This window comes from Psychrobacter sp. 1U1, from assembly GCF_051847535.1.
GTDB lineage: Bacteria > Pseudomonadota > Gammaproteobacteria > Pseudomonadales > Moraxellaceae > Psychrobacter > Psychrobacter saeujeotis.
This window is the reverse complement of sequence record NZ_JBPYDD010000001.1, coordinates 147,413-170,621: the sequence shown is the minus strand read 5'-3', so window position 1 is coordinate 170,621 and position 23,209 is coordinate 147,413. Positions and strand designations below refer to the sequence as shown.

Here is a 23,209-nt window from a genome sequence, read left to right as displayed (position 1 = left end):
GTTAATTGCCCAAAAACGTCCATTTATCGGCTATTCAGACAGTTCACTATGGCTAACCTACAAGTTATGGTTTTTAATAACATTATTAAAAAATTCTTCGTTTGGCTTAAGTAGCGATAAGCACACCCTCTAGCATTTCAAAAAGCAATCACTGTGCAAAAACTCATACACCAAATAAAAAATTACTATTAATAAGTTTTCCTAATCAAATTATTTTATCAAAATTGCTATTCTTTTTTATGACTGAGCTCAAGATTGCTATGCAAATATTTCATAAAGTATGCTCTAAATTCACTGCCTTAATTAAACTCATACAAATAAGAAATAGTCAATAGAAATGAAATTATATGCTGTTAGTATATAAAAGCTTTTATCTACAAATTGTTAACTTCAAGAACATTTGTCTTTAGCTAACCTTAATTCGATTATTGAAGAATATTCAATTTATCAATTCTAATACAAAATACCACTACCATAAATTATAGTAGTGGTATTTTTAAATTAATGATTCTGTATTTACGAAATTAAGTAGGTATATAAGACAATGGGTTAACGTGCTAAATAAGCGGTCATGTCTTCTACTCCATGCAATGTCATAGGATACATATGATCATTAAATACCTTTTTAATTTCATTAATAGTTTGGGTATATTTCCAATAAGCTGGGGTTTCAGGATTTAACCAGGCGACTCTATCGAAGTGATTTAGCACTCTTTTTAACCATACTATACCTGCCTCATTATTCATGTACTCGACACTGCCGCCGACTGAAAATAACTCATAAGGTGACATAGACGCATCACCGACAAATATTACTCGATACTCGCGACCATAGGTATTTAGTAGCTCAAAAGTTGGCATCGGTGCGCTATGACGTCGATTGTTGTCTTTCCAGACATAATCATAAAGACAATTATGAAAATAAAAGAACTCTAACGTTTTAAATTCATTTTTTGCAGCGGAAAACAACTTTTCTAGTGCTTCCACATGAATATCCATACTGCCGCCCACATCAAATAGCATCAGTACTTTTACACGGTTGCGACGCTCCGCTTGCATATGAATATCGAGCACACCCTTTTTAGCAGTACGCTTGATTGTCTCTTTGATGTCAAGTTCATCAGCACTACCAGTACGCGCAAACTGGCGTAAATTGCGAAGTGCCATTTGAATCTGGCGCGTACCGAGCAGGTTATCATCATCAAGATTGCGGTATTTACGCTGCTCCCAGACTTTGGCTGCACTACGCTTACGTGACTCCCCTCCGACGCGTACGCCCTCTGGATGATCGCCATAAGCACCAAATGGTGAGCTACCACCTGTGCCAACCCATTTGCTACCACCTTGATGACGCTCTTTTTGCTCTTTTAGGCGCTCCTCAAGTGCTTTCATCAGCTCCTCAAGCGAGCCATATTTTTTTAATAAACGCCGCTGTTCATCTGTTAGATTTTTGGGATCTAGTTTGAGATCGAGCCACTCTTTTGGAACCTCTGTCAACTTTGCCATTAGCTCATCAATATCTAAGCTATCGATTCCTTCAAAATAATCTGCCATGGCGCGATCAAACTTGTCAAAATGGCGTTCATCTTTGACCATACATAGACGAATAAGACGATACATATCTTCGCGGCTGGCAAAGGTAGACAGCGCTGGATTCTCAGGATGCGGCTGCATCATTAGACCCTGATCTAACGCGGCATTCAAATCCAGTAGCTCACGCGTGCTGACTGGTACACCATAAGTCCGCAGGGTATAAAATAGTTTGATAAACATAGTGTTTAACCTTAGCGGCGCATCATATTTGCAAAACGCTGTAATAAATTAACATCAGCTTCATTCTTTAGCAGTGCACCGTATAGAGGCGGAATGGACTTCTCTCCACGCAGATTTTCTTCTAATTCTTCTTGTGCCATATCATCAGCCAATAGTAAAGTTAACCAATCGACCAGCTCTGAGGTTGACGGTGGCTTTTTGAGTCCTTGAATATTACGCAGTTTATAAAAGATATCGAGCGCATCATTGACCAGCTTTTCTTGGATATCAGGAAAATGCACTTCAATAATTTGACGCATGGTTTGCTCTTCTGGGAAGTCTATATAATGAAAAAAACAGCGACGCAAAAAGGCATCTGGCAGCTCTTTTTCATTGTTTGAGGTGATGATGACCACAGGACGCTGCTCGGCAGTAATGGTCTCGCCTGTCTCATAAACATAAAACGACATTTTATCAAGCTCATGCAATAAGTCATTAGGAAACTCAATGTCTGCTTTATCCACTTCATCGATGAGGAGCACGCTACGATCTTTACTGGTAAAAGCTTCCCAAAGCTTACCAGGCTTGATGTAGTTGCCAATCTCATATACTTTATCATCCCCTAACTGCGAATCACGCAAGCGCGATACTGCATCGTATTCATACAGTCCCTGCTCAGCTTTAGTAGTCGATTTAATATGCCAGGTGATAAGCGGCATGCCTAAGCTGTTAGCCACTTCTTCTGCAAGTAGCGTTTTACCTGTGCCAGGCTCACCCTTGATTAGCAGCGGCTTTTGTAACGTCATTGCTGCATTAACTGCTAGTTGCAAATCATCAGTGGCAATATAGCTTTTGGTGCCTGTAAAGCTCGGTTTTGCAGTCTTATTATCAGTACTCATGGTAAGATCTCTGTCGTTGTTATCAATGTGAAATGATAGAAAATTAATGGTTTAGATTAGCACAGCGTATCTTAATGCCCAAATACTCATGCGTCGCGGTTACCAGTGAAGCTCAAATGTTTTATGACGATAAAACAAATCTATGACCATAAAAAAAGACACGCACAGGTGTCTTTTTTATGTCACTCAATATCTATCATGTAGTTATATATAGAGTTAGACTTCTACAACTTGTAGTCAGTACTAGCCAAGAAGCATCATCTCTTATCGTTATCGACTGAACTGCTTTTAGCAGTTTTCTCAGTTTTAGTATTAAGAGTACCTTTGGTCGTAGCCTTATCAATTACTGGAGTATTCACTGGCAAAGACTTATTATTTGTCTCACCTGCATAGTCTTTTTCGCCTATATAATTACCCGTTGCCAGCTGTAGATTGGCTTGTGTGTCTTCAGCGCTACGATGACGAGCCTTATCCAAACTTGACTCAAAAGCTCCGCGAATAAGCTGCCAGACAAAACCTAAAAACAACCCTGCAACCAACACCACTAGAATGGGTAATGCATTGGTAATGGCCCCTGTCATGTCTTTCATCATGATAGCGTAAACCACGCTGATGCTCGCTGGTGCAATAACACTAGGATCACTCAGTGCAGTTCCTGGAGCTAATAAAACTGCAAACAGAACCATCCAGCTCATGCCACCTAATGGACGTGGCAGCATACGCGCCACCAATATCCAAAGTAATAATACTATAATAGAACCACCAAGGTATGCGTACATTGGCAAGTCAGCAGGTGGCACGTCTTTGACCATCTGACTCCACCAAATAACAATCTCACCAAGAAGATCGCTCAGCTTTTCTAAAGGTAAGCTGTCTAAGATACTTTTTAACCAGTCCATGCGTGTTTAGTTACCTAAGTTTATAAGTTGCTCGGTTTATCAATCGCTTGGTTTGTAATTCGATGACAATGATCTTATCAACTGATAGCGAAATTGCTGACTACATGGTCTTTCAGTTGACCAGCAACTTGGCACCAATATACAAGTTTGATAAATGATCAGTTTATCACGATATAGATGCTCAATCGTAAATATTGTCTTGAGCCTCACGGGCACGTAGCGCTGCTTGACGACGCATCACCTCTTGTGGCGGCATCTGAACAAAGTATCCTTGTGATTTTAGTTTTGCTAAAACATCCTTTTTATCGACGCGAGCAAGCGTTGGCGTCGTCTCTAAATCTAAATGCATAACAAACTTGCTCACACCCAAACCGGCTCTAAAATCCTTTGGCAACACACTTAACCAATCTTTAATTTCGTCAGTGTCGTCAGGGTAATCAGGACGAGCAATATAGACATACATATCGTCATGTTTGGGGAACTTATAAATATCACAATGCATAAAACACCTATCTAACACTAAAAATGAAAGCAAATTACACATCACAATTGATATAAAAAATGCTTATGAATAATAGAATTATAGCCTATCATGGCATGCTCTGTTATCAATAGTGACTTTTAGTATTACAACTTTATTTGGTTTTTGCTGCTTGTCTCTATTAAATGTTAGGTTTTTATAGGATTGTTAATATTAATCCCATTGATGACTTGTAAAAGCGCGACTAACCTTTCATAATAATAGCGTTTTTCAGGAGAGAGTCGTTTAACAGTATGCGCCCTGTATTTATAAGGCACTATCAGTATTGTTATACGACCACCGAAGGCGCATCTACCCTGCCAATCGCTCAGGTAAAAGGACTGAAAAACGCATGTCCCTCGTTGTTTATTTGCACTTTTTATTTGAATTTTGCAATCATACACAAGCGACATAACAAATCTGGAGAGAGGTAAGGAGCCAGCAACGACGCCTTACCCACCGAAGGGGAGAAAATACGATACTGTATGCTCACATCGAGTCATAGCTTCTAATGCACAGCTATCGTATTGAAAATCTCAGGTCACAGGACAGATAGGGCTTTTGTTTAAACTGACGTTATGCGTCTGTTTGGCTTATTGCTTTATTTTTTGCTACCCTTTGGAGCAATGTTTGCGCCTTGCAATTTTGCTTCTCTCTACTGTAATGACGCTCATCATCCTCGTACCTTTATAAAAGGCCGATAGCGTATACACAAGGATTTGTTATGACCGATACCAATTCTCAAAACTCCAGCTCTCAAGACAATACTAGCCAAGCTCCTCAGCGCACCCCTCTATATCAGTCTCACGTCGATAGTGATGGTAAGATGGTAGATTTTTCGGGCTGGGAGTTGCCAATTCATTATGGCTCACAAATTGAAGAGCATGAAGCTGTACGTACTGATGCTGGTATGTTTGATGTCTCACATATGGTCGTGACTGATATCAAAGGTCAAGACGCCAAAACATGGTTGCAAAAACTGCTAGCAAACGATGTCAATAAACTAAAAACAGTCGGTAAAGCTTTATACTCTCCTATGCTTAACGAGCAAGGCGGTATCATTGACGATCTCATCGTCTACTTAATAACTGCTGATGAGACTGAATATCGTATCGTATCCAATGCAGGTACTCGTGATAAAAATATCGCTCATTTTAATAAAGTTGCTGACGCTTTCGATATTACGATTACTGAGCGTCCAGAGCTTGCTATGCTTGCCGTCCAAGGGCCAAATGCAGTTGCAAAACTGGCTCAAGCCAAACCGAGCTGGAGCGCTATTCTTGACGAATTAAAGCCTTTCGTTGGTGCTGATCTTACCGACATAGAGGGTACAGATTGGTTTGTCGCTCGTACTGGTTATACGGGTGAGGATGGCGTTGAAGTCATTATGCATGCTGATGACGCGCCAGCTTTTTTTGAGCTATTAAAAGCCCACGGCATCAAGCCTGCTGGGCTTGGCGCACGTGATACGCTACGTCTAGAAGCCGGTATGAATCTTTATGGTCATGACATGGATGAGAGCATTAGCCCTTATGAATGTAATATGGGCTGGACACTTGCGCTAAAAGACGATCGCGACTTTGTTGGTCGTGAAGCCTTGGTCAACCAGCGCAAGCAAGCAAAAGAAGACGGCACTGCAATGAAACAAGTTGGTCTATTATTGACAACTCGCGGTGTCTTGCGTGAAGGGATGGAAGTGACCATTAACCAAGGAGCGGACAACGAGCAAAAAGGCATTATCACTAGTGGCACATTCTCCCCTAGCCTCAAAAACTCTATCGCTATCGCCCGTGTCCCAGCCAGCTTATCAGACGATGATAATGTGCAAATTGACTTGCGCGGTAAAGGTAAATTCGTAGATGCACGCGTCCTTAAGCTACCATTTGTACGCAATGGTAAACAGCAGTTCGACTGATTTTAATATTGACTAAATTAAACGAATACTGTTTGATTATGGGTTAATCGAGACTTTTGATAACGACGCCGAAAGTAATGCCAAAAGTGTCGATTGACCACAGCCTATTATTGGCTCTTATTTTTTATATGTTCTATTAACCAGCCTCTATCATTTAGGAGAGACACCATGAGCAATGTTCCAGCAGAATTGAAATACATCGCTAGCCACGAATGGTTACGTTTAGAAGAAGACGGTACTATCACCGTTGGTATCACTGATCATGCCCAAGACTTGCTTGGTGATGTGGTGTTCGTTGAGTTACCAGAAGTTGGTGACACTATCGTCGTTGATGATGAAATCTCGGTGGTAGAGTCAGTAAAAGCGGCCTCTGATGTGTACGCGCCTATCTCAGGCGAAGTCGTTGCTATTAATGAAAGTCTAGAAGATGATCCAGAAATCATCAACTCAGACCCTTATGGCGATGGCTGGTTCTTTAGAATGAAGCCTGACAACTTGGACGACTACGAAGCACTATTGACGGCTGAAGAGTATCAAAACGAGCTATAATTTTTTAAAGCTTTTATGCTGACCTACGTTAGCTATCAAAAACCTGCAGATATTGGCGTCAGCTGATGTCTGCTTATGTCTTATAAGACATAGTTAACCTTATCAAAAAACCAACTGGCTAACGCGTAACGCCATTTATACCATCCTATTATTACCTGTTTTTTTGCTTATATTTTTATCGTTTTTTCTATTAACGCGACGTTTTGGAGCTTTATATGAGTCAAGCAGATACTAACGACAACCATATCAATGTAGCCGACACGCCAAAGATTCGAGCAGAAAATCCCAAAACAGATAATCTAGCAACGCCAAGCCATACCTCGCAGCTACAAGCCTTTTGTGAAGTTGTAGAGTCACGTCGTTCGGTACGCCGCTTTACCGATACGCCTATTCCTGACGATGTGCTCGCAGACTGCCTACGACTTGCAATGCTAGCGCCAAACTCTAGTAACTTGCAACCGTGGGAGTTTTATGTGATTGATAGCGCAGATAGTCGCAAACGCGCTGTCAAAAACTGTATGAACCAAAATGCTGCAAAAACATCTGCTCGTTTGATTGCCGTTGTCGCACGTACGGATATTTGGCACGATCACGCTAAGCAGGTTTTGCGTGAGTATCCTGATAAGCCTGTACCCAAAAAAGTGACGGACTACTACACCAAAGTAGTCACAGCAGACTTTCTGCGTGGTCCGATAAACGCAATCTCTGTCGTTAAATGGGGCGCAACGCAAGTAGCTAGGCGAGTAAAAGGTCCAATAAAGTCGCCTTACTATACCTTTGAAGATGTCAAAAACTGGGCGACAAACAATACGGCGCTTGCCGCTGAAAACTTAATGCTAGCGCTACGGGCACATGGGTTTGATAGCTGTCCGATGGGCGGTTTTGATGAGCCCGCAATGAAAAAGCTGCTCAAACTTAGCGATGATCATCATATTGTAATGATGATTGGTGCAGGTGAGCGTTCTGATAAAGGTATTTATCACTCGCAGTTTCGCTTCGATCAAAAGCAGTTTGTTCACTATGTTTAACCTTATCTATTGTTGAGCTTTATACGGTCTATCTCGTATTTTTAACCCTTTAATAAGTGTCTGGTCTAAAGTTATTTTCTCAATTTTATGCCGTCTTTTTTGTCCTAACTTATTACTTTTTTACCAAGTCTATTAAGGATTTTCATGACTCATTCTCAAAAACCTACCTTTGATACTTTTAAAGGTTTATTTAATGAAACTGAATTTGTTTATCGTCATCTAGGTTCTAACGATGCCAAGCAAGCTGATATGCTAAGTGCTATTGGTTATAAAGACATGGCAAGTTTTATTAATGATACGGTTCCTGAACCAGTACGCATACATAGAGAGTTGGATTTGCCACTTGCGATGAGTGAGCATGCAGCGCTTGCCAAATTACGTACTATGGCAGACAACATTACCGTTAATAAAAGCTATATTGGTCAAGGCTACTCACCTGTGCGTATGCCAGCAGTGATTCAGCGTAATGTACTTGAAAATCCAGGTTGGTATACTGCTTATACGCCTTATCAGGCTGAGATCGCTCAAGGTCGTCTAGAAGCCTTGCTTAATTTTCAGCAAGTTTGTATTGATCTCACTGGACTTGAGCTGGCTGGTGCATCGCTACTTGACGAGGCGACTGCCGCTGCAGAAGCGATGGCTATGTCAAAGCGTATGAGTAAAAGCAAATCAAACCAATTTTTTGTTGATGAGCGTATCTACCCACAAACACTAGACGTTATCCATACTCGTGCTAAGTATTTTGGTTGGGAAGTTATCGTTGGTGATTTTGAACTGGCCAAATCTGGTGACTACTTTGGTGCCTTATTTCAATATGTCGGTGTCGAGGGTGATGTTAAAGACTTAACCGATGTTATTAGCGCCGTTAAGCAAAATAAAACCTACACGTCAGTCGTCAGCGACATCATGAGCTTGGTATTATTAAAATCACCTGCTGATATGGGCGCAGATCTTGCTCTAGGTAGCACGCAGCGTTTTGGTATTCCTATGGGCTTTGGTGGTCCACACGCTGCCTATTTTGCTTTCTCTGATAAAGCAAAACGCTCAGCACCTGGACGTATCATTGGGGTTTCAAAAGACTCACAAGGTAATACCGCTCTACGTATGGCACTACAGACTCGTGAGCAGCATATCCGCCGCGAAAAAGCCAACTCAAATATCTGTACCTCACAAGTATTGCTTGCTAACCTTGCTGGCATGTATGCCGTCTATCATGGCCCAAGCGGTGTAAAGCGTATCGCTACTCGTATTCATGCATTTGCGACTGCTTTTGCTGACGTTATTAGTACTGCAGATAGCGACAATCAACTAAACGTCGTTCATAAGCAGTTTTTTGATACCGTGGTAGTTGATTGTGGCTCAGAAAAGCTTGCCACGCAAATCTTTGAGAATGCAGACAATGTTGGCTACAACTTATGGCGTTTGAGTGAAAATAAACTGGGTGTATCATTTAGTGAAATTAGTGATGAAAAAGACTTTAATGTCTTAACTCAGTTGTTTGTCAATAAATCACATGATCTACCCGAAGCGGCCTCTGTCTCTTTAAATGCAGAACATTTACGTACAGACGATATACTGACTCATCCCGTATTTAACTCGCATCATACCGAGCACGAAATGCTGCGTTACTTAAAATCGCTTGAAGATAAAGATTTGGCGATGAACCGCAGTATGATTCCACTCGGTAGCTGTACGATGAAGCTAAACGCTACAAGCGAGATGTTACCTATTACGTGGCCTGAATTTGCAAACGTGCATCCTTTTGCACCGCGTGACCAAGTCGGTGGCTATATCGATATGATTGATAGCTTACAAGAGCAGCTAAAAGCCATTACAGGTTTTGATGATGTCTCTATGCAGCCAAACTCTGGTGCTTCAGGTGAGTATGCAGGCCTGCTGGCAATTCGTCGCTATCATGAATCACTAGGCGAAACAGATCGTGATGTTTGTCTCATTCCTCAGTCAGCGCACGGTACCAACCCTGCGACAGCAATGATGATGGGCATGAAAGTCGTCGTGGTCAAAACAGATGACAACGGTAATGTAGATATAGATGATCTTAATGCTAAGTGTGAAGAACATAGCAAAAATCTTGGCGCCTTGATGATTACTTATCCGTCAACGCATGGAGTGTTTGAAGAAGGCATTCGCAAGATTTGTGACCTCATCCATAAGCATGGTGGCCAGGTCTATATGGATGGCGCTAACATGAACGCTCAAGTTGGTATCATGCAGCCTGCTGACGTTGGTGCCGACGTTCTACATATGAACCTTCACAAGACCTTTTGTATTCCACATGGTGGCGGTGGTCCTGGCATGGGTCCTATCGGTATGCAGGCACATTTGGCGCCATTTATGGCCAACCACACTATCAGTCCAGTTCATAATGCGCAAAAGGACTGCTCAGCAGTATCAGCAGCACCGTACGGTTCAGCGAGTATCTTGCCGATTTCGTGGATGTATATCGCGATGATGGGCCGTGATGGCTTACTTGAAGCGACCAATCTGGCACTTTTAAACGCCAACTACGTTGCCTCTCAGTTAAAAGGCCACTACCCTGTTCTATATACGGGTAAGAATGGTCAAGTCGCGCACGAATGTATCATTGATATTCGTCCACTAAAAGAAGAGACAGGCATCAGCGAGAGTGATATCGCCAAACGCTTGATGGATTACGGCTTCCATGCGCCAACGATGAGCTTCCCAGTATCAGGTACCTTGATGATTGAGCCAACCGAGTCTGAGTCTGTCGAAGAGCTAGATCGCTTTATTAGTGCCTTAAAATCTATCAAAGCTGAAGCGATGAAAGCCAAAGCGGGCGAAGATGGTTGGACGCTTGAAGACAATCCATTGGTTCATGCTCCGCATACAGCTTCTATGATCACTGATAGCGAATGGACGCATCCATACAGCCGTGATGTCGCTGCGTTCCCACTGCCTTATGTCCGTGCTCATAAGTTCTGGCCAAGTGTGGCACGCGTTGATGACGCTTATGGTGATAAGAACCTAATGTGCTCTTGCCCAAGTATCGAAAACTATATGTAGTATATGGTAACAGGTAGTCGTCTTAAGTCTTTTATATAAAAACAAACCTTCAAGTCAGTAGCTGATTTGGAGGTTTTTATTTTGTACACTACTTACATATCTATTTAACATGAGCAATTAACACGATTATTTAACGATATACTAAAGCATATTCGTTACTTATTAATGTTCGTTACTTATTAGTAGGCACTGCTGATCTTTATTTAATGCACTTTTTGGACGATAAAATGCAACAAAAAAACCGCGTCATTCTTATTCATGGTCTGCATCAAACCGCATGGATTATGCGACCATTGGCCAAACGCTTGCAAGCCGCAGGCTTTAGTACTCATCAATACGGCTACCGTAGTATGCGTGACAGTATTACGACCAATAGTCAGCGTCTTAATACGTGGCTTGAAAACAACCATCATCCCGACCAGCCGTTAGATTTGGTGGGGCATAGTTTAGGCGGGCTGATTATTCGTGACTTTGTTTACCATTATCCAAAGTGGCAGATTGGACGCTGTGTGACCCTAGGTACACCGCATGTTGGCAGCGTTTGTGCCGATTATATTTGGCGATTAACCCCTGCTATTGTAGGCCGCTCATACGTCGATGCTTTAGATGGGACGGTGGCACCATTGCCACAACATATTACTTTGGGAGTGATTGCGGGTAATAAGCCCTATGGTTTAGGGCAACTGTTTTTGCAGTATCATAATCGAAAATTGCGTAAAGCAGACAAGTCAAGTCCCAAGCAAGCGCTTGTGCATGATGGAACGGTATATGTAGAAGAGACTAAAATTGACAAAGCCACCGATCATATCGTCTTACCTGTCTCGCATACAGGCATGTTAGTAAATGAAACAGTGGCTAAGCAAACTGAACACTTTTTGCAGCACGGAAAATTTAAACGCTGATATTTAACCAAGAAAAATATCCAAACATTTAAACATTGATACCCATCCCTTGCTGCAATTCAGTCTTATGTTGTTCAATCACTGGAATCAAAGTTTGCATCACCCATTCATTGCGCCAGCCTTTTAGACCTTCTGGTAATTCGGCCAAATCTTTATCGAAGGCAATAACCTCATAAAGCTGACCTAACCATTTTTTACGCATAAGCACGTTAGCCGGCACACCAAGCTCTTTAGCTTGCTCATCTACCGCTTGCTGTACCGCTTTTGATAGTACTTTATTTTTCGAGCGGTATGGCGGTAGTAGACACTCTGGATGCTCAGCAGGCGCTAAGTTTTTTGCCTCTTTAATGACCTTTAGCAGCTCCTCACCATAAAGGCGCAACATACTGCGGTGCATCGTCGTCTTATGGGCAAGCGCGCGCATACTGGTTGGCTTTTCGGTGATAATCTCACGCACCGCCTGTTTTTTAATTACAAAAGTACGCGGCTGGTTGGTCGAACGTGCCAGCGCTTCACGCCAAGTAGCCACTGCTTTTAGTATAGCCATCTGCTCTGAATTATAACGATAATCTGCCATCGTCAAATACATAGCTTCATCTTCAACATGCTGCACCTTGTATAGCTCATGAGCATAGAGCTGACAATCCGCCCATACATAATCATATAGACCTTGTCTTTTTAATTCGTACTCCAAACTTAGATACAGTGCTGGTAAAAAACGCACATCATCGATTGCATACTGTTCTTGTTCATCTGACAATGGACGTTGTAGCCAATCAGACTGGCTTTGTTCTTTGTCAATTTGCATGTCTAGCTGATCATCAAGCGCTTGCTGATAGCCCATTTGCAGTTGACCTGTTAAATAAGACAGCGCAATTTGCGTATCAAAAATATTGGTCAATGGCGGACAGCCAGAGAGTAGATAAAAAATACCTAGATCTTCTCCGCAAGCATGCCAAATCGCCACATCGACTTCAGTTAGGACTTGCCATAGTTCAGCTAGTTGCAGTTGCGGGGCATCTAATAAATAAATGTGATCGCCAGTATTAAGCTGCACTAAAGCAAGACGTGGATAGTAAGTGTCACGCTTGATAAATTCAGTATCTAACGCTACCCGCCCGCAAACTTCCAAGGCCTTGATAACCTCGTCCAATTGCGCTTGCTCACGTACCCAAGTGACAGATGCTTCATCTGCTATGTCTAGCAACGCGTCAATATCCGGCTCGGCAGGCATGTCTACCACATTAGTAGCTGCATATGTTTGACCACCGTCAACGCCTTCTTTTGCATCGGGTTGCAAAACATCGTCTTGAGACAAATCATCTTGCGAAAAATCAACTTGAGATAAATTGGTTTGAGCGCTTACATCAAAAGAGCTTAGATCAGACACGGGCAGATACCTGCTTAGATAGAAGAGAATAGAAGAAAAAAGAGCGCTATTAATAGCGCCTAGAGACAATAAAAGAAAATTATAACAAATTAGCGTTCATGTTTTGGAGCGTTTCGTATGACAGCGTCAAGTTTAAAGCCATTATTTACGAGACTAAAACATATAGCTTTTGTTTATATTATAAAAAGGAGCGATTTTGTAGTGCCTGTCCCAATGTCATACTATCTAAATATTCGAGCTCACCGCCTATGGGTACGCCTTGTGCCAAACGAGTGACTTTATTGACATGACGACTCACCGCTTCGCTGATAAAGTGTGCCGTTGTCTGACCTTCAACAGTGGTACCTGTTGCCAATATAAGCTCCTCAACCTGCTCTTGTTTAACGCGCCATACCAGCTGGTCAATGTTTAAATCATCAGCGCTAATACCATCAATCGGTGACAGATGCCCACCTAAAACAAAATAACGTCCACGGTAACCCGCTGTTTGCTCAATGGCCATGACGTCAGCGGCGGTTTCGACCACACATAACAACCCATCATCACGTCTTGGATCTTGGCACAGTGGACAAACCGCATCATCACTAAAGCTATGACAACGCTGACACTCAACAATATCACGCATTGCCTCATCAAGTGCTTGGGCAAGCGCCATCCCTTGTGGACGTTTTTTGGTAAGGAGGTGGAGTGCCATACGCTGAGCACTTTTTTGACCAACACCTGGTAAAATACGCAGCTGTTTAACCAGCTGATCAAATTTGGCTGTAAGCAAATCTGCATCCTTTATCTATAAACCGTAGATATAAAAATGGGGTCGTATCCGGTGGATAACAACCCCATTGTTGTCTTCAATATGCAGTATTTACCGCAAATTAAGACTTAGAATAAACCTTGCATACCTGGTGGCAGACCCATACCTGAAGTCGCGCCAGCCATTGTCTCTTCATATAGCTCATCCGCTTGACGGACCGCATCATTGATAGCAGCAGCGATCAAATCTTCAATCATATCAGGCTCATCTTCAAGTAAGCTTGGATCGATACTTAAACGCTTGACCACATGACGACCCGTCATAGTGACTTTTACTAGGCCACTACCCGCCTCTGCTTGGACTTCTTTATTTGCTAGATCTTTTTTTGCCGATTCAACATTAGCTTCGACCTTTTTTTGCATGGTCTGAGCCTGCTGCATAAGTGCTTGAATGTTCATAATTGCCCCTTTGTTTTATACAAATGAATGATAAATAGCTTTTAATCATAAAGTTAATACGATAACGTTGATTATACCGTCATCTTTATAAACTGTCTAAACCGCGCGCCAAATCTTTGATAATGTCTTCCACATCTTCTAGTCCTACTGACAACCGAATAAGCCCATCTTTGACACCAGCCTCAGCGCGTGCCTCAGGGGTAAGCCTAAAATGAGTCGTGGTCGCAGGATGGGTAACGGTGGTTTTGGCATCTCCCAAATTATTAGTAATAGAGACCATTTGTGTTGAGTCAATGACATGCCAAGCAGCTTCTTTTGTATCGCGATCATTGACATGGTTGTTAGCAGCAGACGCTTTAACCTCAAACCCCATAATGGCGCCATAGCCATTCTTCATATGATGCTGACGCTTGGTAAGCTCATGAGAGGGATGATCTAAGAGCCCTGAAAAGTGTACTTTACTGACGTTAGGATGATTGACCAAAAACTCTGCCACTTGATTGGCATTGGCACAGTGTGCCTGCATACGTAATTTAAGGGTCTCAAGTCCTTTAGTAAAGACCCAAGCATTGAAGGGACTCATGCTAATACCGCCTGAGCGCACAACGGTAAATGCTGCTTGCATCAGCTTATCACTACCGACAAGTGCGCCGCCCAGCACTCGGCCTTGACCGTCCAAGTATTTGGTTGCAGAATGAATCACCACATCAGCTCCTAAGTCTAACGGCCGCTGTAGCGCTGGTGTGGCGAAGCAATTGTCAACGACTAGTAACACATCATTGGCTTTACACAGCTGACTTAAATAACCAATATCACAAATTTGTGCCAAAGGATTACTTGGGCTTTCACAATAAATCACCTTAGTGTTTGGTCGTATGGCGCTTGCCCATGCGTCATTGTCAAAGCAATCGACATAGCTGACTTCAATGCCAAACTTAGCCATGTAATTATTGAATAAACCAATGGATGAGCCAAAGAGCTGATTGGCTGCAAGCAGATGATCACCTGCTTTTAGGTAGGCCAAGCACATAGTCAAAATCGCACCCATACCTGAGGCTGTGGCAACCGCACGTTCACCGTTTTCGAGTGCGGCTAGGCGACGCTCAAAGGTACGCACGCTGGGGTTAGTATGGCGCGAATAAACGTTACCAGTCTTTGTTCCATTAAAATGCGCAGCGGCATCACTTGCAGAAGTATAGACATAAGAGCTGGTGGTAAAGATAGGTTCGGCGTGCTCTCCTTCATCAGTACGATGCTGCCCTGCACGAACTGCAATAGTCTGCATGCCGTAATCGAGGTCTAGGTCTAAAGCATCATTGCGCCAGTTTGGATCCAGTGGATTTGAATTGCTTTCATCATGTGCTTGCGACTGACTCATAAGTTTTCCGTTACTATGGTTGGTATTGACACTGCTGATTATAGTTTTCATGATACATAATTCAAAGCGCTTATCATATCATGCTCCCATATATCAGACGTTAGATTTCAGGTATTGCTTTTACTTGTTTGTCTGTTTCAGATTTAAAACACTTAACGTTTATAGTCAGTTTTAAGCACTGACTACGGGTTGTTTCTGAAAGCCTTATGGTTAAATAATAAAACCTAGTCTCAGCTTAAGTTATTATAGCAACGTGAGTGACTACCAATCTAAGAAAAATAACGTATTTTTGATAGGCAGATACTGCATCACCTGCTAAGCTTGGCAGCATTTTTAACTAGGCTTTAAACGTTGCTATTACATACCTTATAAACAATGCTATTATTCCTCCACATTAGTCTGTATAAATTTCAGCACACTTTAAAACTTATCAAGGTAAACCAGTTATGTCGATGTTAAGTAGAGAGCCGAGCAGCTTGTCACTGAGTCTAACACTTGGCCTAACATTAGGTCTTAGCGGATGCCAAAGCTTGCCAAAACAGCCGCATCTGCCTGAAAGCCAAGCGTTATCAGCCCGTGTTAATGCTCTATACCAACAAGACAGTAGTCTGGACAATACTCAAGGTAAAAACAGCACCAGCAGTAACAACGACTTAGTGGCATCCATCAGTGAACAAAACGACATACACCCTGAGCTATCAGGCTACCATCCTATTGTCACTGGTGCGAATGCTTTTGCGTCACGAAGTATCCTAACTGATATGGCCACTCGCAGTATTGATGTACAGTACTATATTTGGCATGATGACCAAGCAGGTCAGCTGTTGCTAAAAGATTTGTGGAAAGCTGCTGAGCGCGGGGTAATCGTACGCTTACTACTTGATGATTTTAATAACAATGCAAAACTTGATCAGCACTTATTACGTTTTGCCAGCCATCCAAATATCGCTGTACGCATTATCAATCCTTTAATGCACCGTAAGGTTCAAGCGATGAACTTTGTCACCGGTTTGCCGCGTATCAACAGACGCATGCATAATAAAAGCATGACTTTTGATAAACAAATTACCGTTATTGGAGGTCGCAACATTGGTAACGAATACCTTAGTAATGATCAAAGCAGTCAATTTGCTGATTTAGACGTGTTACTTATTGGCAAAGTAGTCGCTGATATTGATAACAGTTTTATGAGCTACTGGTCAGCCCCTATATCCTTCGATATTGAAACGCTCGTCACTCTCGATAAAAACACTACCAGTAATTTTTTGACAGGATTAGATAAGTTAGATGGAGATGAAAAGAGCCGTTCTAGCGACAGTTTAACTATTTATAAAGCAGCCATTGAAGACTCCTCTATCGATACTGACCTGATTAATAAGCGCGTACCATTTCGTTGGACAGATATGCAGTTCTTGAGTGATGATGTCGGCAAATTGACCAAAACCGTCCCCACTGATAGCAACTTAGTCCATCAGTTAAGAACCCTACTTGGAAGCCCCTCTGAAAAGCTAACCATCATCTCATCTTATTTTGTCCCAACCAAAGACGGTGTAGATACGTTAGTACAACTGGCAAAATCAGGAATTGATATAAAGATTTTGACCAACTCTTTTAATGCAACTGACGTAACTGCTGTGCATTCTGGTTATAGCAAGTGGCGCCCTCATCTACTCGGCGCTGGTGTCAAAATATATGAGTTAAAATCAACCGCTAGTGAAGAAAAGCGCGAAAACAAGTTATGGAAAGCGCGCAGTCAGTCGTCAACCAGCTTACATGCAAAGACTTTCGCTGTAGATGACCATCAAGTCTTCATTGGTTCCTATAATGTTGACCCCCGCTCAGCTAATATTAACACTGAAATGGGCGTGATTATCAATGACGATGAGCTGGCAAGACAACTACATGAAGCGCTCAGTGACGATCTGTTAAGTCAAGCTTATGAAGTAAAGTTAATAGATAACAATAAGTTACAATGGCATACGCTCGAAAATGGAGAAAAAGTGGTGTATGATTCAGAACCAAAAGTAGATTTGACTGATCACTTATGGCTAACTGTCATGTCTTGGTTGCCTATTGATTGGTTGTTGTAAATACCAACGATGTCTTCTTTTAACGTTATCAATATCATTGCTTATTACATAGTCCAAAAATATTTTTGTCAAAACCTTTTCAAATAAAACGTTCTAAAGTATTCCTCTGGCAAACCAGCATCTACCCATGTTGGTTTGTCGTTTTTTATGATGGTCGGTTATCTCATGATGACCGTCTCAACAACCACTTTTATATGTGGATGCGTGATCAATTATGCCCTCTCGTTCTCAATATGCACTGATGTCCTCTAAAGACAAAAATACAGTCTTATTTGTCTGCTTTTGCAGCGCTGTTGCTTTTTTTGACTTTCTGATTTATTTATACATCGCAGACATCGTGTCGTCTGCTTTTTTTCCGACTAGTACCAATCCTGATATCCTAAGACTACAAGGACTTGGGCTTTTTGCAGTGGGTTATTTGGCACGGCCCCTCGGTGGCATTATTCTTGGACGTTATGGCGACATCAAGGGTCGCAGGCCAATTCTATTCATCAGCATGGCTATCATTGCAGGCAGTTTACTGACTATAGCGTTTTTGCCCACGTATGCACAGTGGGGCATGCTAGCTCCAATCCTATTTATCCTACTTAGACTGATACAGGGAATGGCATTTGGCCTTTATGTCCCATTGGCTTGGGTTTTTGTTGCAGAGCATGTACCGCGGCAGTATCTATCGGTTAGCTGTAGCTATGTGACAGCAAGCTTTTTTATAGGGGTGCTATTTTCTAACGCTTTTTTTGTATGGCTCACCGGCTCTATGACCCCTGAAGAGCTAACCAGTTACGGCTGGCGTTTACCCTTCTTTATTGCAGCAATCTTGAGCTGTTTACCTTTATTAGTATGGCGTTTTATTGATGAGTCACCATTCTTTTTAGAAGTTAAAAAAGTAAAAACGAATAGTCATACCGCTCAGCCATTTACCTTACTTTTCAAACACTGTAAGCATTCAATATTTATCGGTTTGATGCTAAGTTTGATTATGTCTAGCATTACGACTGTCATCATACTGTTGCTCCCAGACTTGATTGAATTACGGTTTGCTTTGGACAAAGACTTATTTGGGTTTTCACACAGTTTGGGCATTGTGTTTATGATTTTTGGCTGTGTATTTTATGGAATACTATCTAACTACCAGAACTTTGGTAAAATTTTAATAGTCGGCTCCGTTTTACTGATTGCTCAAATGTTTGCGTTTTTCTACCATATGCAAGCTGGCGGTGATTATATCTTGATCATGTATGCACTCTTAGGATTTTGTGCTGGCATCATTGGCATGGTACCTGCTATCTTCGTACAGTTATTTCCAACCAACGTACGCCTGACAGGAATGGCGTTTTGCTACAATGTAATCTATGGACTTGTGGGCGTATCCGTACCTTTCGGACTTGGCTATGCCACTATGTTTGTAAGCTTTTCGCCTGCACTCTATATCGCTTTTATCGGTTTGATTGGCATTATCATGGGGTTTTACTTTTATAATATGCCTGAGTACAAAAAAATCAATCAGTTAATCTAGCGTCTGATGACCTACTGTTCTTGTTTTATGGATTTTTCAATCAAACATTGGCTGTAATGAAACAGCTGTTTTATCACATTTAATACAAACTTCAAAAAATATTAAGGCTTAACACCCATGGTTGATATGACCAATAAGCGTTTATCAGTTGCTCCGATGATTGACTGGACGACGACGGATTATCGTTACTTTGCGCGTTTGTTTAACCCTCAAGTATATCTGTACACCGAGATGATTAGTACTGGTGCTCTTATACATGGCAACCGTGCGCGGCACCTACGCTTCGATGCATTAGAGCATCCTGTGGTACTACAGCTTGGCGGTGCTGATATCGCCGAGATGACTCAGTGCGCCGAATTTGCTCAGCAGCATAACTATGATGAAGTCAATATCAATGTTGGATGCCCCTCCGACCGTGTACAGCACAATAAAATCGGTGCCTGCCTAATGGCAGAGCCTAACACTGTGGCCAACTTAGTAACGCACATGCAAGCGGCCGTTGATATTCCGGTAACCGTCAAACATCGCATCGGTATCGATGATTTTGACAGTTATGAGTTTATGGTGGATTTTGTAAAGACGGTAGCTGATGCTGGTTGTACACGTTTTATCGTACATGCGCGCACAGCTTGGCTACAAGGACTCAGCCCTAAGCAAAACCGTGAAATACCACCACTGCGTTACGATGATGTGTATCGACTCAAGCAGGACTTTCCAGAGCTTGATATTGAGATTAATGGTGGTATCGAGACTGTCGCTGATATTGCCACGCACTTACAATATATTGATGGGGTAATGATTGGACGGGCTTTTTATCATAACCCTTACTTACTAGCAGAAGCTAATAGTCTATGGGATCAGCCGATGCCTAAGCGTGCAGATATTTTAGCGCAGCTGTATCCATATTTAGAGGAGCAGCTTATAAAAGGTGAGACACTATCGACGATGGCGCGGCACTATTTGGGATTATTTCAAGGATTGCCCGGAGCTCGTAAGTGGCGACAAGCATTAAGCGGTAAACCGCAGCTGACACTCGATGATATCAAAAAAGCTGCCGACGAAGTTTTGCAACTAAACCCTAATGCTTAATTTGTTTTGATCGTTTTGGTCAAGTATCTTTTGTTCAACTAACTTGGTTTAGGTACTGCCACATAGCAACACCGTTATTGATAATATGTAACAACATAGGCAGTACTAGTGATCCTGACTTGATACGCGCGTAGCAAAATATAAATGCTAGTACCACGATAGTAGTGATTTCATAAATACCATATTGCAAATGAATCACAGCAAAAATAAAGCTGGTCACGATACTCGCTACCAGTGCTCCGCGCTGTTTCGAGCGTGGAGTTGCAGCAAACTGTTCTGCGACAGCCGACCACAAAATGCCGCGAAAAATCAGCTCTTCATATATCGGTGCGACTATCACCATCGCAAAAACGAGTAACCACACTGAGCTGACAGACTGATATAACGGATCTACAAAAACCAGTGGAGACTTATCCAACAAATAAGTCAATGCTTGGCTGCCAATCATGAACACTAACAGTATGCCAAACATTCCAATGCCAACTACCAAGGAAAATGGCTTGATCGCTAAGTATTCACGTATATCTCCAGATTTTACACGTACAATCAAATAACTCAGTGCCATCAGTAGTATGCAACTGATAATAATCGAAGCACTTACTACAGTTCCATCATTACTACCAAAAAAAAATACATCTCCTATTGTCATGCTTTTGGTAGCTGGCAACAATAGTCTGCCTGCAATGTAAACTCCTATTAACTGACTGATAAAAAAAGCAATGACCATTCCTATGACAAGAGAAAACGCACCTAAGCGTGAAAACAAAGCTGGGCGCTTTGGTTGCAGTGTCGTTGTGTTGTTCAAAGCAGTAGCACGGTTTGGCATAATAGTAATACTCAAAACAGTAACTTAATAATTCTCATAAATATTTATGATATATAGTATTTAAGCACCAGTTAAGTTAATAATTGCTGCTTTATCAGTGCCAATACCTGCTGTGCGACAGATTCAGGATGCTCAAGCGGAAACATATGACCTCCTGCATGAGTCTGATAAGGAATACCCAAGCGCGTTTGAATTTGCTGCGGAAAACGGCGCTTTAAAAATATACTCTCCTCACCGATAATAAGTGTCGCTGGCGGCTTAGGCCGACGATTGGGTGACAGCCAGTACCAAGAAGGGTTGGTACGAAACACAGCAACCTCACTAGTTTTAGGAATGGCTAGAGTGACTTTGCCATCTGCACGCTCATACAAGCCATGCTGAATGTAACCTTCAAAGCTACGCTCATCAAAATTCTTAAAAAACCCTTTATGACGCATTTTTTCGTAAGCATCTGCACGACTATCCCAAACATCACGGCGGTTCTTAGAAATACCAGATGGTGACAGTTTATCCATCAGACGATTGTCCATCAGAGGCAACTTGTCAGCTGTCTTTGCCACATGCCATAGTAAGCTTGACTTGCCATAAACCCAAGGCGGATCCATAAGTACTGCTTGATTAAATATTTTGGGAGCGCGGTACAACGCTTGTAGCGTACACATAGCACCAAGCGAGTGACCTACCGCAACCACTTGTGAGATGCCGTGCTTCTCACAGACAGTTTTTACGCTATCGATAACTTGCTGGGTAAGACTGCGCCAGTGATTGTCAACAGGATAGTCTGGGTCGCCCCCTAACATCGGTATATATTCAACCGTAAAAAATTCAGCCAATATCTCAAAAAATGGCTGGTAGACCGCACTTGGCATCCCGTTCGCATGAGCAAAATGAAGGACTGGCTTTTGGGTTATGTTCGATACAGGCAATGATGCAAAGGTCTGCAAATTGATTTCACTCATGACAGGCTCTCACTAATTCTTATAGAGGTTTGGTGCTCTTAAAGGCTCGGTACTTGATTTAGTAATTTATTTATAATTTAAACTGACTATATAACTGAGGCTGAGCATAGTTATATGCTCAGCCTCAACAATCATACACATTAAATATAATCCGTTCAAAATGAAAAAAGAACGTTTAACGCATCTCGATATTACCATCCTCTTGTGGCAATACATCAAGATTGATACTCGAGCCTACGCCTGCACCAAGCTTAACTGCGAAGCGATCCATGAATAGTTGGAACGGATCTAGTGGCGTGTAATTTACCACGTTATCTAATTCTAAATCTTTTTCTAAACTTGCAATGCTACCTGATCGGTCTGCCAGTCCCAGTGCGATAGACTGCTCACCGGTCCAAAACAGCCCCGAAAACAAATTGTTGGCCTCAGGGTCTTTAAGACGATCGCCGCGACCCTCTTTGACTGCATTAATAAAGTGCTTATGCGTATTATCAAGTACGTTTTCAACATGCTGTGTCTCAAACGTAGTAAGCGGACGCGACAAGCTTAAAATATCTTTGTACTCGCCTGCGGTGATGGTACGATCGGACACGCCTACTTTGTCCATTAAGCCTTCAATATTATAGCTTGGCATGATGACCCCAATCGAGCCTACTAAGCTTGATGGATTGACATAAATCTCATCTGCAGCAGATGCAATATAATAAGCGCCTGACGCACCAATATCACCAATCACCGCATAAAGCTTTTTGTCTGGATACTGCTGACGTAAGTTCATCATAGTTTGCCAGATCTCATCTGATTGTACCGGAGAGCCACCAGGTGAATTTATATCAAGTGCCACTGCTTTTGAGTTGTTATTTTCAAAAGCACGCGTCAACGCTTTACTAATATCGTAAGCATTTGCAGGATCGGCGTTACTTATCGTACCTTGTAGCTCAACCACCGCTAAATGCGGCTTACTGGTATCAATTCCTTCTAGCCCAGATGGCGCATCGTTACTACAGCTACGGCCTATCGTTAAGAATAATAACAAGATATAACCAAAGGTAAGTAGCTTAAAAAAGATGCTCCAACGCCTTGAACGGCGCTGCTCTTCTACACTGGCTAATAAAGTTTTTTCAATAAGACGCCATTCTTGTCCATTTGGCTGATTAGGCGATGTTTGTTGCAATGGTACCGGCTGATTTTCTAAATTATCAGGACGTTTGTTAGGGTCTGGCGGCCAGTTGGGCATATAACT

General features: G+C 42.1%; 19 protein-coding genes and 2 riboswitches. Of the genes, 8 read left to right on the top strand and 11 right to left on the bottom strand.

What is annotated here, in order from left to right; translation table 11 throughout:
* Positions 1-549: 549 nt before the first annotated feature.
* The 4 genes from ACS8FB_RS00740 to ACS8FB_RS00725 all read right to left on the bottom strand — a co-directional run bounded on the left by ACS8FB_RS00740 (position 550) and on the right by ACS8FB_RS00725 (position 4,052).
* Positions 550-1,773 (bottom strand): vWA domain-containing protein, encoded by a 1,224-nt coding sequence (locus ACS8FB_RS00740; RefSeq protein WP_439260566.1) that lies wholly within the window; start codon positions 1,771-1,773, stop codon positions 550-552.
* An 11-nt stretch (positions 1,774-1,784) separates the two neighbouring features.
* Positions 1,785-2,651 carry an AAA family ATPase gene (locus ACS8FB_RS00735; RefSeq protein ID WP_439260565.1) on the bottom strand — a complete coding sequence of 289 codons (867 nt, stop codon included), beginning with the start codon at positions 2,649-2,651 and terminating at the stop codon, positions 1,785-1,787.
* Between the two features lie 257 nt (positions 2,652-2,908).
* Complete coding sequence (locus ACS8FB_RS00730) at positions 2,909-3,550, bottom strand: hypothetical protein (RefSeq protein WP_439260564.1); 642 nt, start codon at positions 3,548-3,550, stop codon at positions 2,909-2,911.
* 181 nt (positions 3,551-3,731) lie between these two features.
* Positions 3,732-4,052, bottom strand: a complete 321-nt coding sequence (locus ACS8FB_RS00725; protein WP_299216653.1) for a YcgL domain-containing protein — start codon at positions 4,050-4,052, stop codon at positions 3,732-3,734.
* Positions 4,053-4,292: 240 nt separating this feature from the next.
* Positions 4,293-4,424: riboswitch (glycine riboswitch) on the top strand.
* Positions 4,425-4,480: 56 nt separating this feature from the next.
* Positions 4,481-4,632: riboswitch (glycine riboswitch) on the top strand.
* Positions 4,633-4,794: 162 nt separating this feature from the next.
* Between ACS8FB_RS00725 and gcvT the strand changes: the two genes are divergently transcribed.
* The 5 genes from gcvT (at position 4,795) to ACS8FB_RS00700 (ending at position 11,509) form a co-directional block, all read left to right on the top strand.
* Complete coding sequence (gcvT, locus tag ACS8FB_RS00720; RefSeq protein ID WP_439260563.1) at positions 4,795-5,985, top strand: glycine cleavage system aminomethyltransferase GcvT; 1,191 nt, start codon at positions 4,795-4,797, stop codon at positions 5,983-5,985.
* Between the two features lie 168 nt (positions 5,986-6,153).
* Positions 6,154-6,534, top strand: coding sequence for a glycine cleavage system protein GcvH (gcvH, locus tag ACS8FB_RS00715; RefSeq protein ID WP_075102841.1), 381 nt, complete (start codon positions 6,154-6,156; stop codon positions 6,532-6,534).
* 215 nt (positions 6,535-6,749) lie between these two features.
* Positions 6,750-7,562, top strand: a complete 813-nt coding sequence (locus ACS8FB_RS00710) for a nitroreductase family protein (RefSeq protein WP_439260562.1) — start codon at positions 6,750-6,752, stop codon at positions 7,560-7,562.
* Between the two features lie 144 nt (positions 7,563-7,706).
* A complete protein-coding gene (gcvP, locus tag ACS8FB_RS00705) occupies positions 7,707-10,607 on the top strand; it encodes an aminomethyl-transferring glycine dehydrogenase (protein ID WP_439260561.1) in 2,901 nt (966 codons plus the stop codon).
* A 227-nt stretch (positions 10,608-10,834) separates the two neighbouring features.
* Positions 10,835-11,509: an esterase/lipase family protein gene (locus ACS8FB_RS00700; protein WP_439260560.1), complete on the top strand. Its 675-nt coding sequence runs from the start codon at positions 10,835-10,837 to the stop codon at positions 11,507-11,509.
* A 28-nt stretch (positions 11,510-11,537) separates the two neighbouring features.
* On the opposite strand, the gene ACS8FB_RS00695 is transcribed toward ACS8FB_RS00700, so the two are convergent.
* The 4 genes from ACS8FB_RS00695 to ACS8FB_RS00680 all read right to left on the bottom strand — a co-directional run bounded on the left by ACS8FB_RS00695 (position 11,538) and on the right by ACS8FB_RS00680 (position 15,486).
* Positions 11,538-12,743 carry a ribonuclease D gene (locus ACS8FB_RS00695; protein ID WP_439260826.1) on the bottom strand — a complete coding sequence of 402 codons (1,206 nt, stop codon included), beginning with the start codon at positions 12,741-12,743 and terminating at the stop codon, positions 11,538-11,540.
* Between the two features lie 334 nt (positions 12,744-13,077).
* Entirely contained in the window at positions 13,078-13,671 is a 594-nt protein-coding gene (gene recR / locus ACS8FB_RS00690; protein WP_299189394.1) for a recombination mediator RecR, read from the bottom strand.
* 107 nt (positions 13,672-13,778) lie between these two features.
* Positions 13,779-14,108 carry a YbaB/EbfC family nucleoid-associated protein gene (locus ACS8FB_RS00685; RefSeq protein ID WP_058368496.1) on the bottom strand — a complete coding sequence of 110 codons (330 nt, stop codon included), beginning with the start codon at positions 14,106-14,108 and terminating at the stop codon, positions 13,779-13,781.
* Positions 14,109-14,193: 85 nt separating this feature from the next.
* Entirely contained in the window at positions 14,194-15,486 is a 1,293-nt protein-coding gene (locus tag ACS8FB_RS00680; RefSeq protein WP_439260559.1) for an O-succinylhomoserine sulfhydrylase, read from the bottom strand.
* Positions 15,487-15,932: 446 nt separating this feature from the next.
* Here ACS8FB_RS00680 and ACS8FB_RS00675 point away from each other — a divergent pair, with 446 nt between their 5' ends.
* From ACS8FB_RS00675 to dusA, 3 genes are all read left to right on the top strand, one after another.
* Complete coding sequence (locus ACS8FB_RS00675) at positions 15,933-17,576, top strand: phospholipase D family protein (protein ID WP_439260557.1); 1,644 nt, start codon at positions 15,933-15,935, stop codon at positions 17,574-17,576.
* Positions 17,577-17,790: 214 nt separating this feature from the next.
* Positions 17,791-19,092: an MFS transporter gene (locus ACS8FB_RS00670; RefSeq protein WP_439260555.1), complete on the top strand. Its 1,302-nt coding sequence runs from the start codon at positions 17,791-17,793 to the stop codon at positions 19,090-19,092.
* 117 nt (positions 19,093-19,209) lie between these two features.
* A complete protein-coding gene (gene dusA, locus ACS8FB_RS00665; RefSeq protein WP_439260553.1) occupies positions 19,210-20,181 on the top strand; it encodes a tRNA dihydrouridine(20/20a) synthase DusA in 972 nt (323 codons plus the stop codon).
* Between the two features lie 34 nt (positions 20,182-20,215).
* On the opposite strand, the gene ACS8FB_RS00660 is transcribed toward dusA, so the two are convergent.
* The 3 genes from ACS8FB_RS00660 to sppA form a co-directional block, all read right to left on the bottom strand.
* Positions 20,216-21,007, bottom strand: a complete 792-nt coding sequence (locus tag ACS8FB_RS00660) for a CPBP family intramembrane glutamic endopeptidase (RefSeq protein WP_439260825.1) — start codon at positions 21,005-21,007, stop codon at positions 20,216-20,218.
* A gap of 71 nt (positions 21,008-21,078) precedes the next feature.
* Positions 21,079-21,966, bottom strand: a complete 888-nt coding sequence (locus ACS8FB_RS00655; protein WP_439260551.1) for an alpha/beta fold hydrolase — start codon at positions 21,964-21,966, stop codon at positions 21,079-21,081.
* Between the two features lie 175 nt (positions 21,967-22,141).
* Entirely contained in the window at positions 22,142-23,203 is a 1,062-nt protein-coding gene (gene sppA / locus ACS8FB_RS00650; protein WP_439260549.1) for a signal peptide peptidase SppA, read from the bottom strand.
* Positions 23,204-23,209: the final 6 nt, after the last annotated feature.

Coding starts and splice junctions, on each gene's coding strand:
- ACS8FB_RS00740 (WP_439260566.1), bottom strand. CDS start 1,773: ATGTTTATCAAACTATTTTATACCCTGCGGACTTATGGTGTACCAGTC.
- ACS8FB_RS00735 (WP_439260565.1), bottom strand. CDS start 2,651: ATGAGTACTGATAATAAGACTGCAAAACCGAGCTTTACAGGCACCAAA.
- ACS8FB_RS00730 (WP_439260564.1), bottom strand. CDS start 3,550: ATGGACTGGTTAAAAAGTATCTTAGACAGCTTACCTTTAGAAAAGCTG.
- ACS8FB_RS00725 (WP_299216653.1), bottom strand. CDS start 4,052: ATGCATTGTGATATTTATAAGTTCCCCAAACATGACGATATGTATGTC.
- gcvT (WP_439260563.1), top strand. CDS start 4,795: ATGACCGATACCAATTCTCAAAACTCCAGCTCTCAAGACAATACTAGC.
- gcvH (WP_075102841.1), top strand. CDS start 6,154: ATGAGCAATGTTCCAGCAGAATTGAAATACATCGCTAGCCACGAATGG.
- ACS8FB_RS00710 (WP_439260562.1), top strand. CDS start 6,750: ATGAGTCAAGCAGATACTAACGACAACCATATCAATGTAGCCGACACG.
- gcvP (WP_439260561.1), top strand. CDS start 7,707: ATGACTCATTCTCAAAAACCTACCTTTGATACTTTTAAAGGTTTATTT.
- ACS8FB_RS00700 (WP_439260560.1), top strand. CDS start 10,835: ATGCAACAAAAAAACCGCGTCATTCTTATTCATGGTCTGCATCAAACC.
- ACS8FB_RS00695 (WP_439260826.1), bottom strand. CDS start 12,743: ATGCCTGCCGAGCCGGATATTGACGCGTTGCTAGACATAGCAGATGAA.
- ACS8FB_RS00685 (WP_058368496.1), bottom strand. CDS start 14,108: ATGAACATTCAAGCACTTATGCAGCAGGCTCAGACCATGCAAAAAAAG.
- ACS8FB_RS00680 (WP_439260559.1), bottom strand. CDS start 15,486: ATGAGTCAGTCGCAAGCACATGATGAAAGCAATTCAAATCCACTGGAT.
- ACS8FB_RS00675 (WP_439260557.1), top strand. CDS start 15,933: ATGTCGATGTTAAGTAGAGAGCCGAGCAGCTTGTCACTGAGTCTAACA.
- ACS8FB_RS00670 (WP_439260555.1), top strand. CDS start 17,791: ATGCCCTCTCGTTCTCAATATGCACTGATGTCCTCTAAAGACAAAAAT.
- dusA (WP_439260553.1), top strand. CDS start 19,210: ATGGTTGATATGACCAATAAGCGTTTATCAGTTGCTCCGATGATTGAC.
- ACS8FB_RS00660 (WP_439260825.1), bottom strand. CDS start 21,007: ATGCCAAACCGTGCTACTGCTTTGAACAACACAACGACACTGCAACCA.
- ACS8FB_RS00655 (WP_439260551.1), bottom strand. CDS start 21,966: ATGAGTGAAATCAATTTGCAGACCTTTGCATCATTGCCTGTATCGAAC.
- sppA (WP_439260549.1), bottom strand. CDS start 23,203: ATGCCCAACTGGCCGCCAGACCCTAACAAACGTCCTGATAATTTAGAA.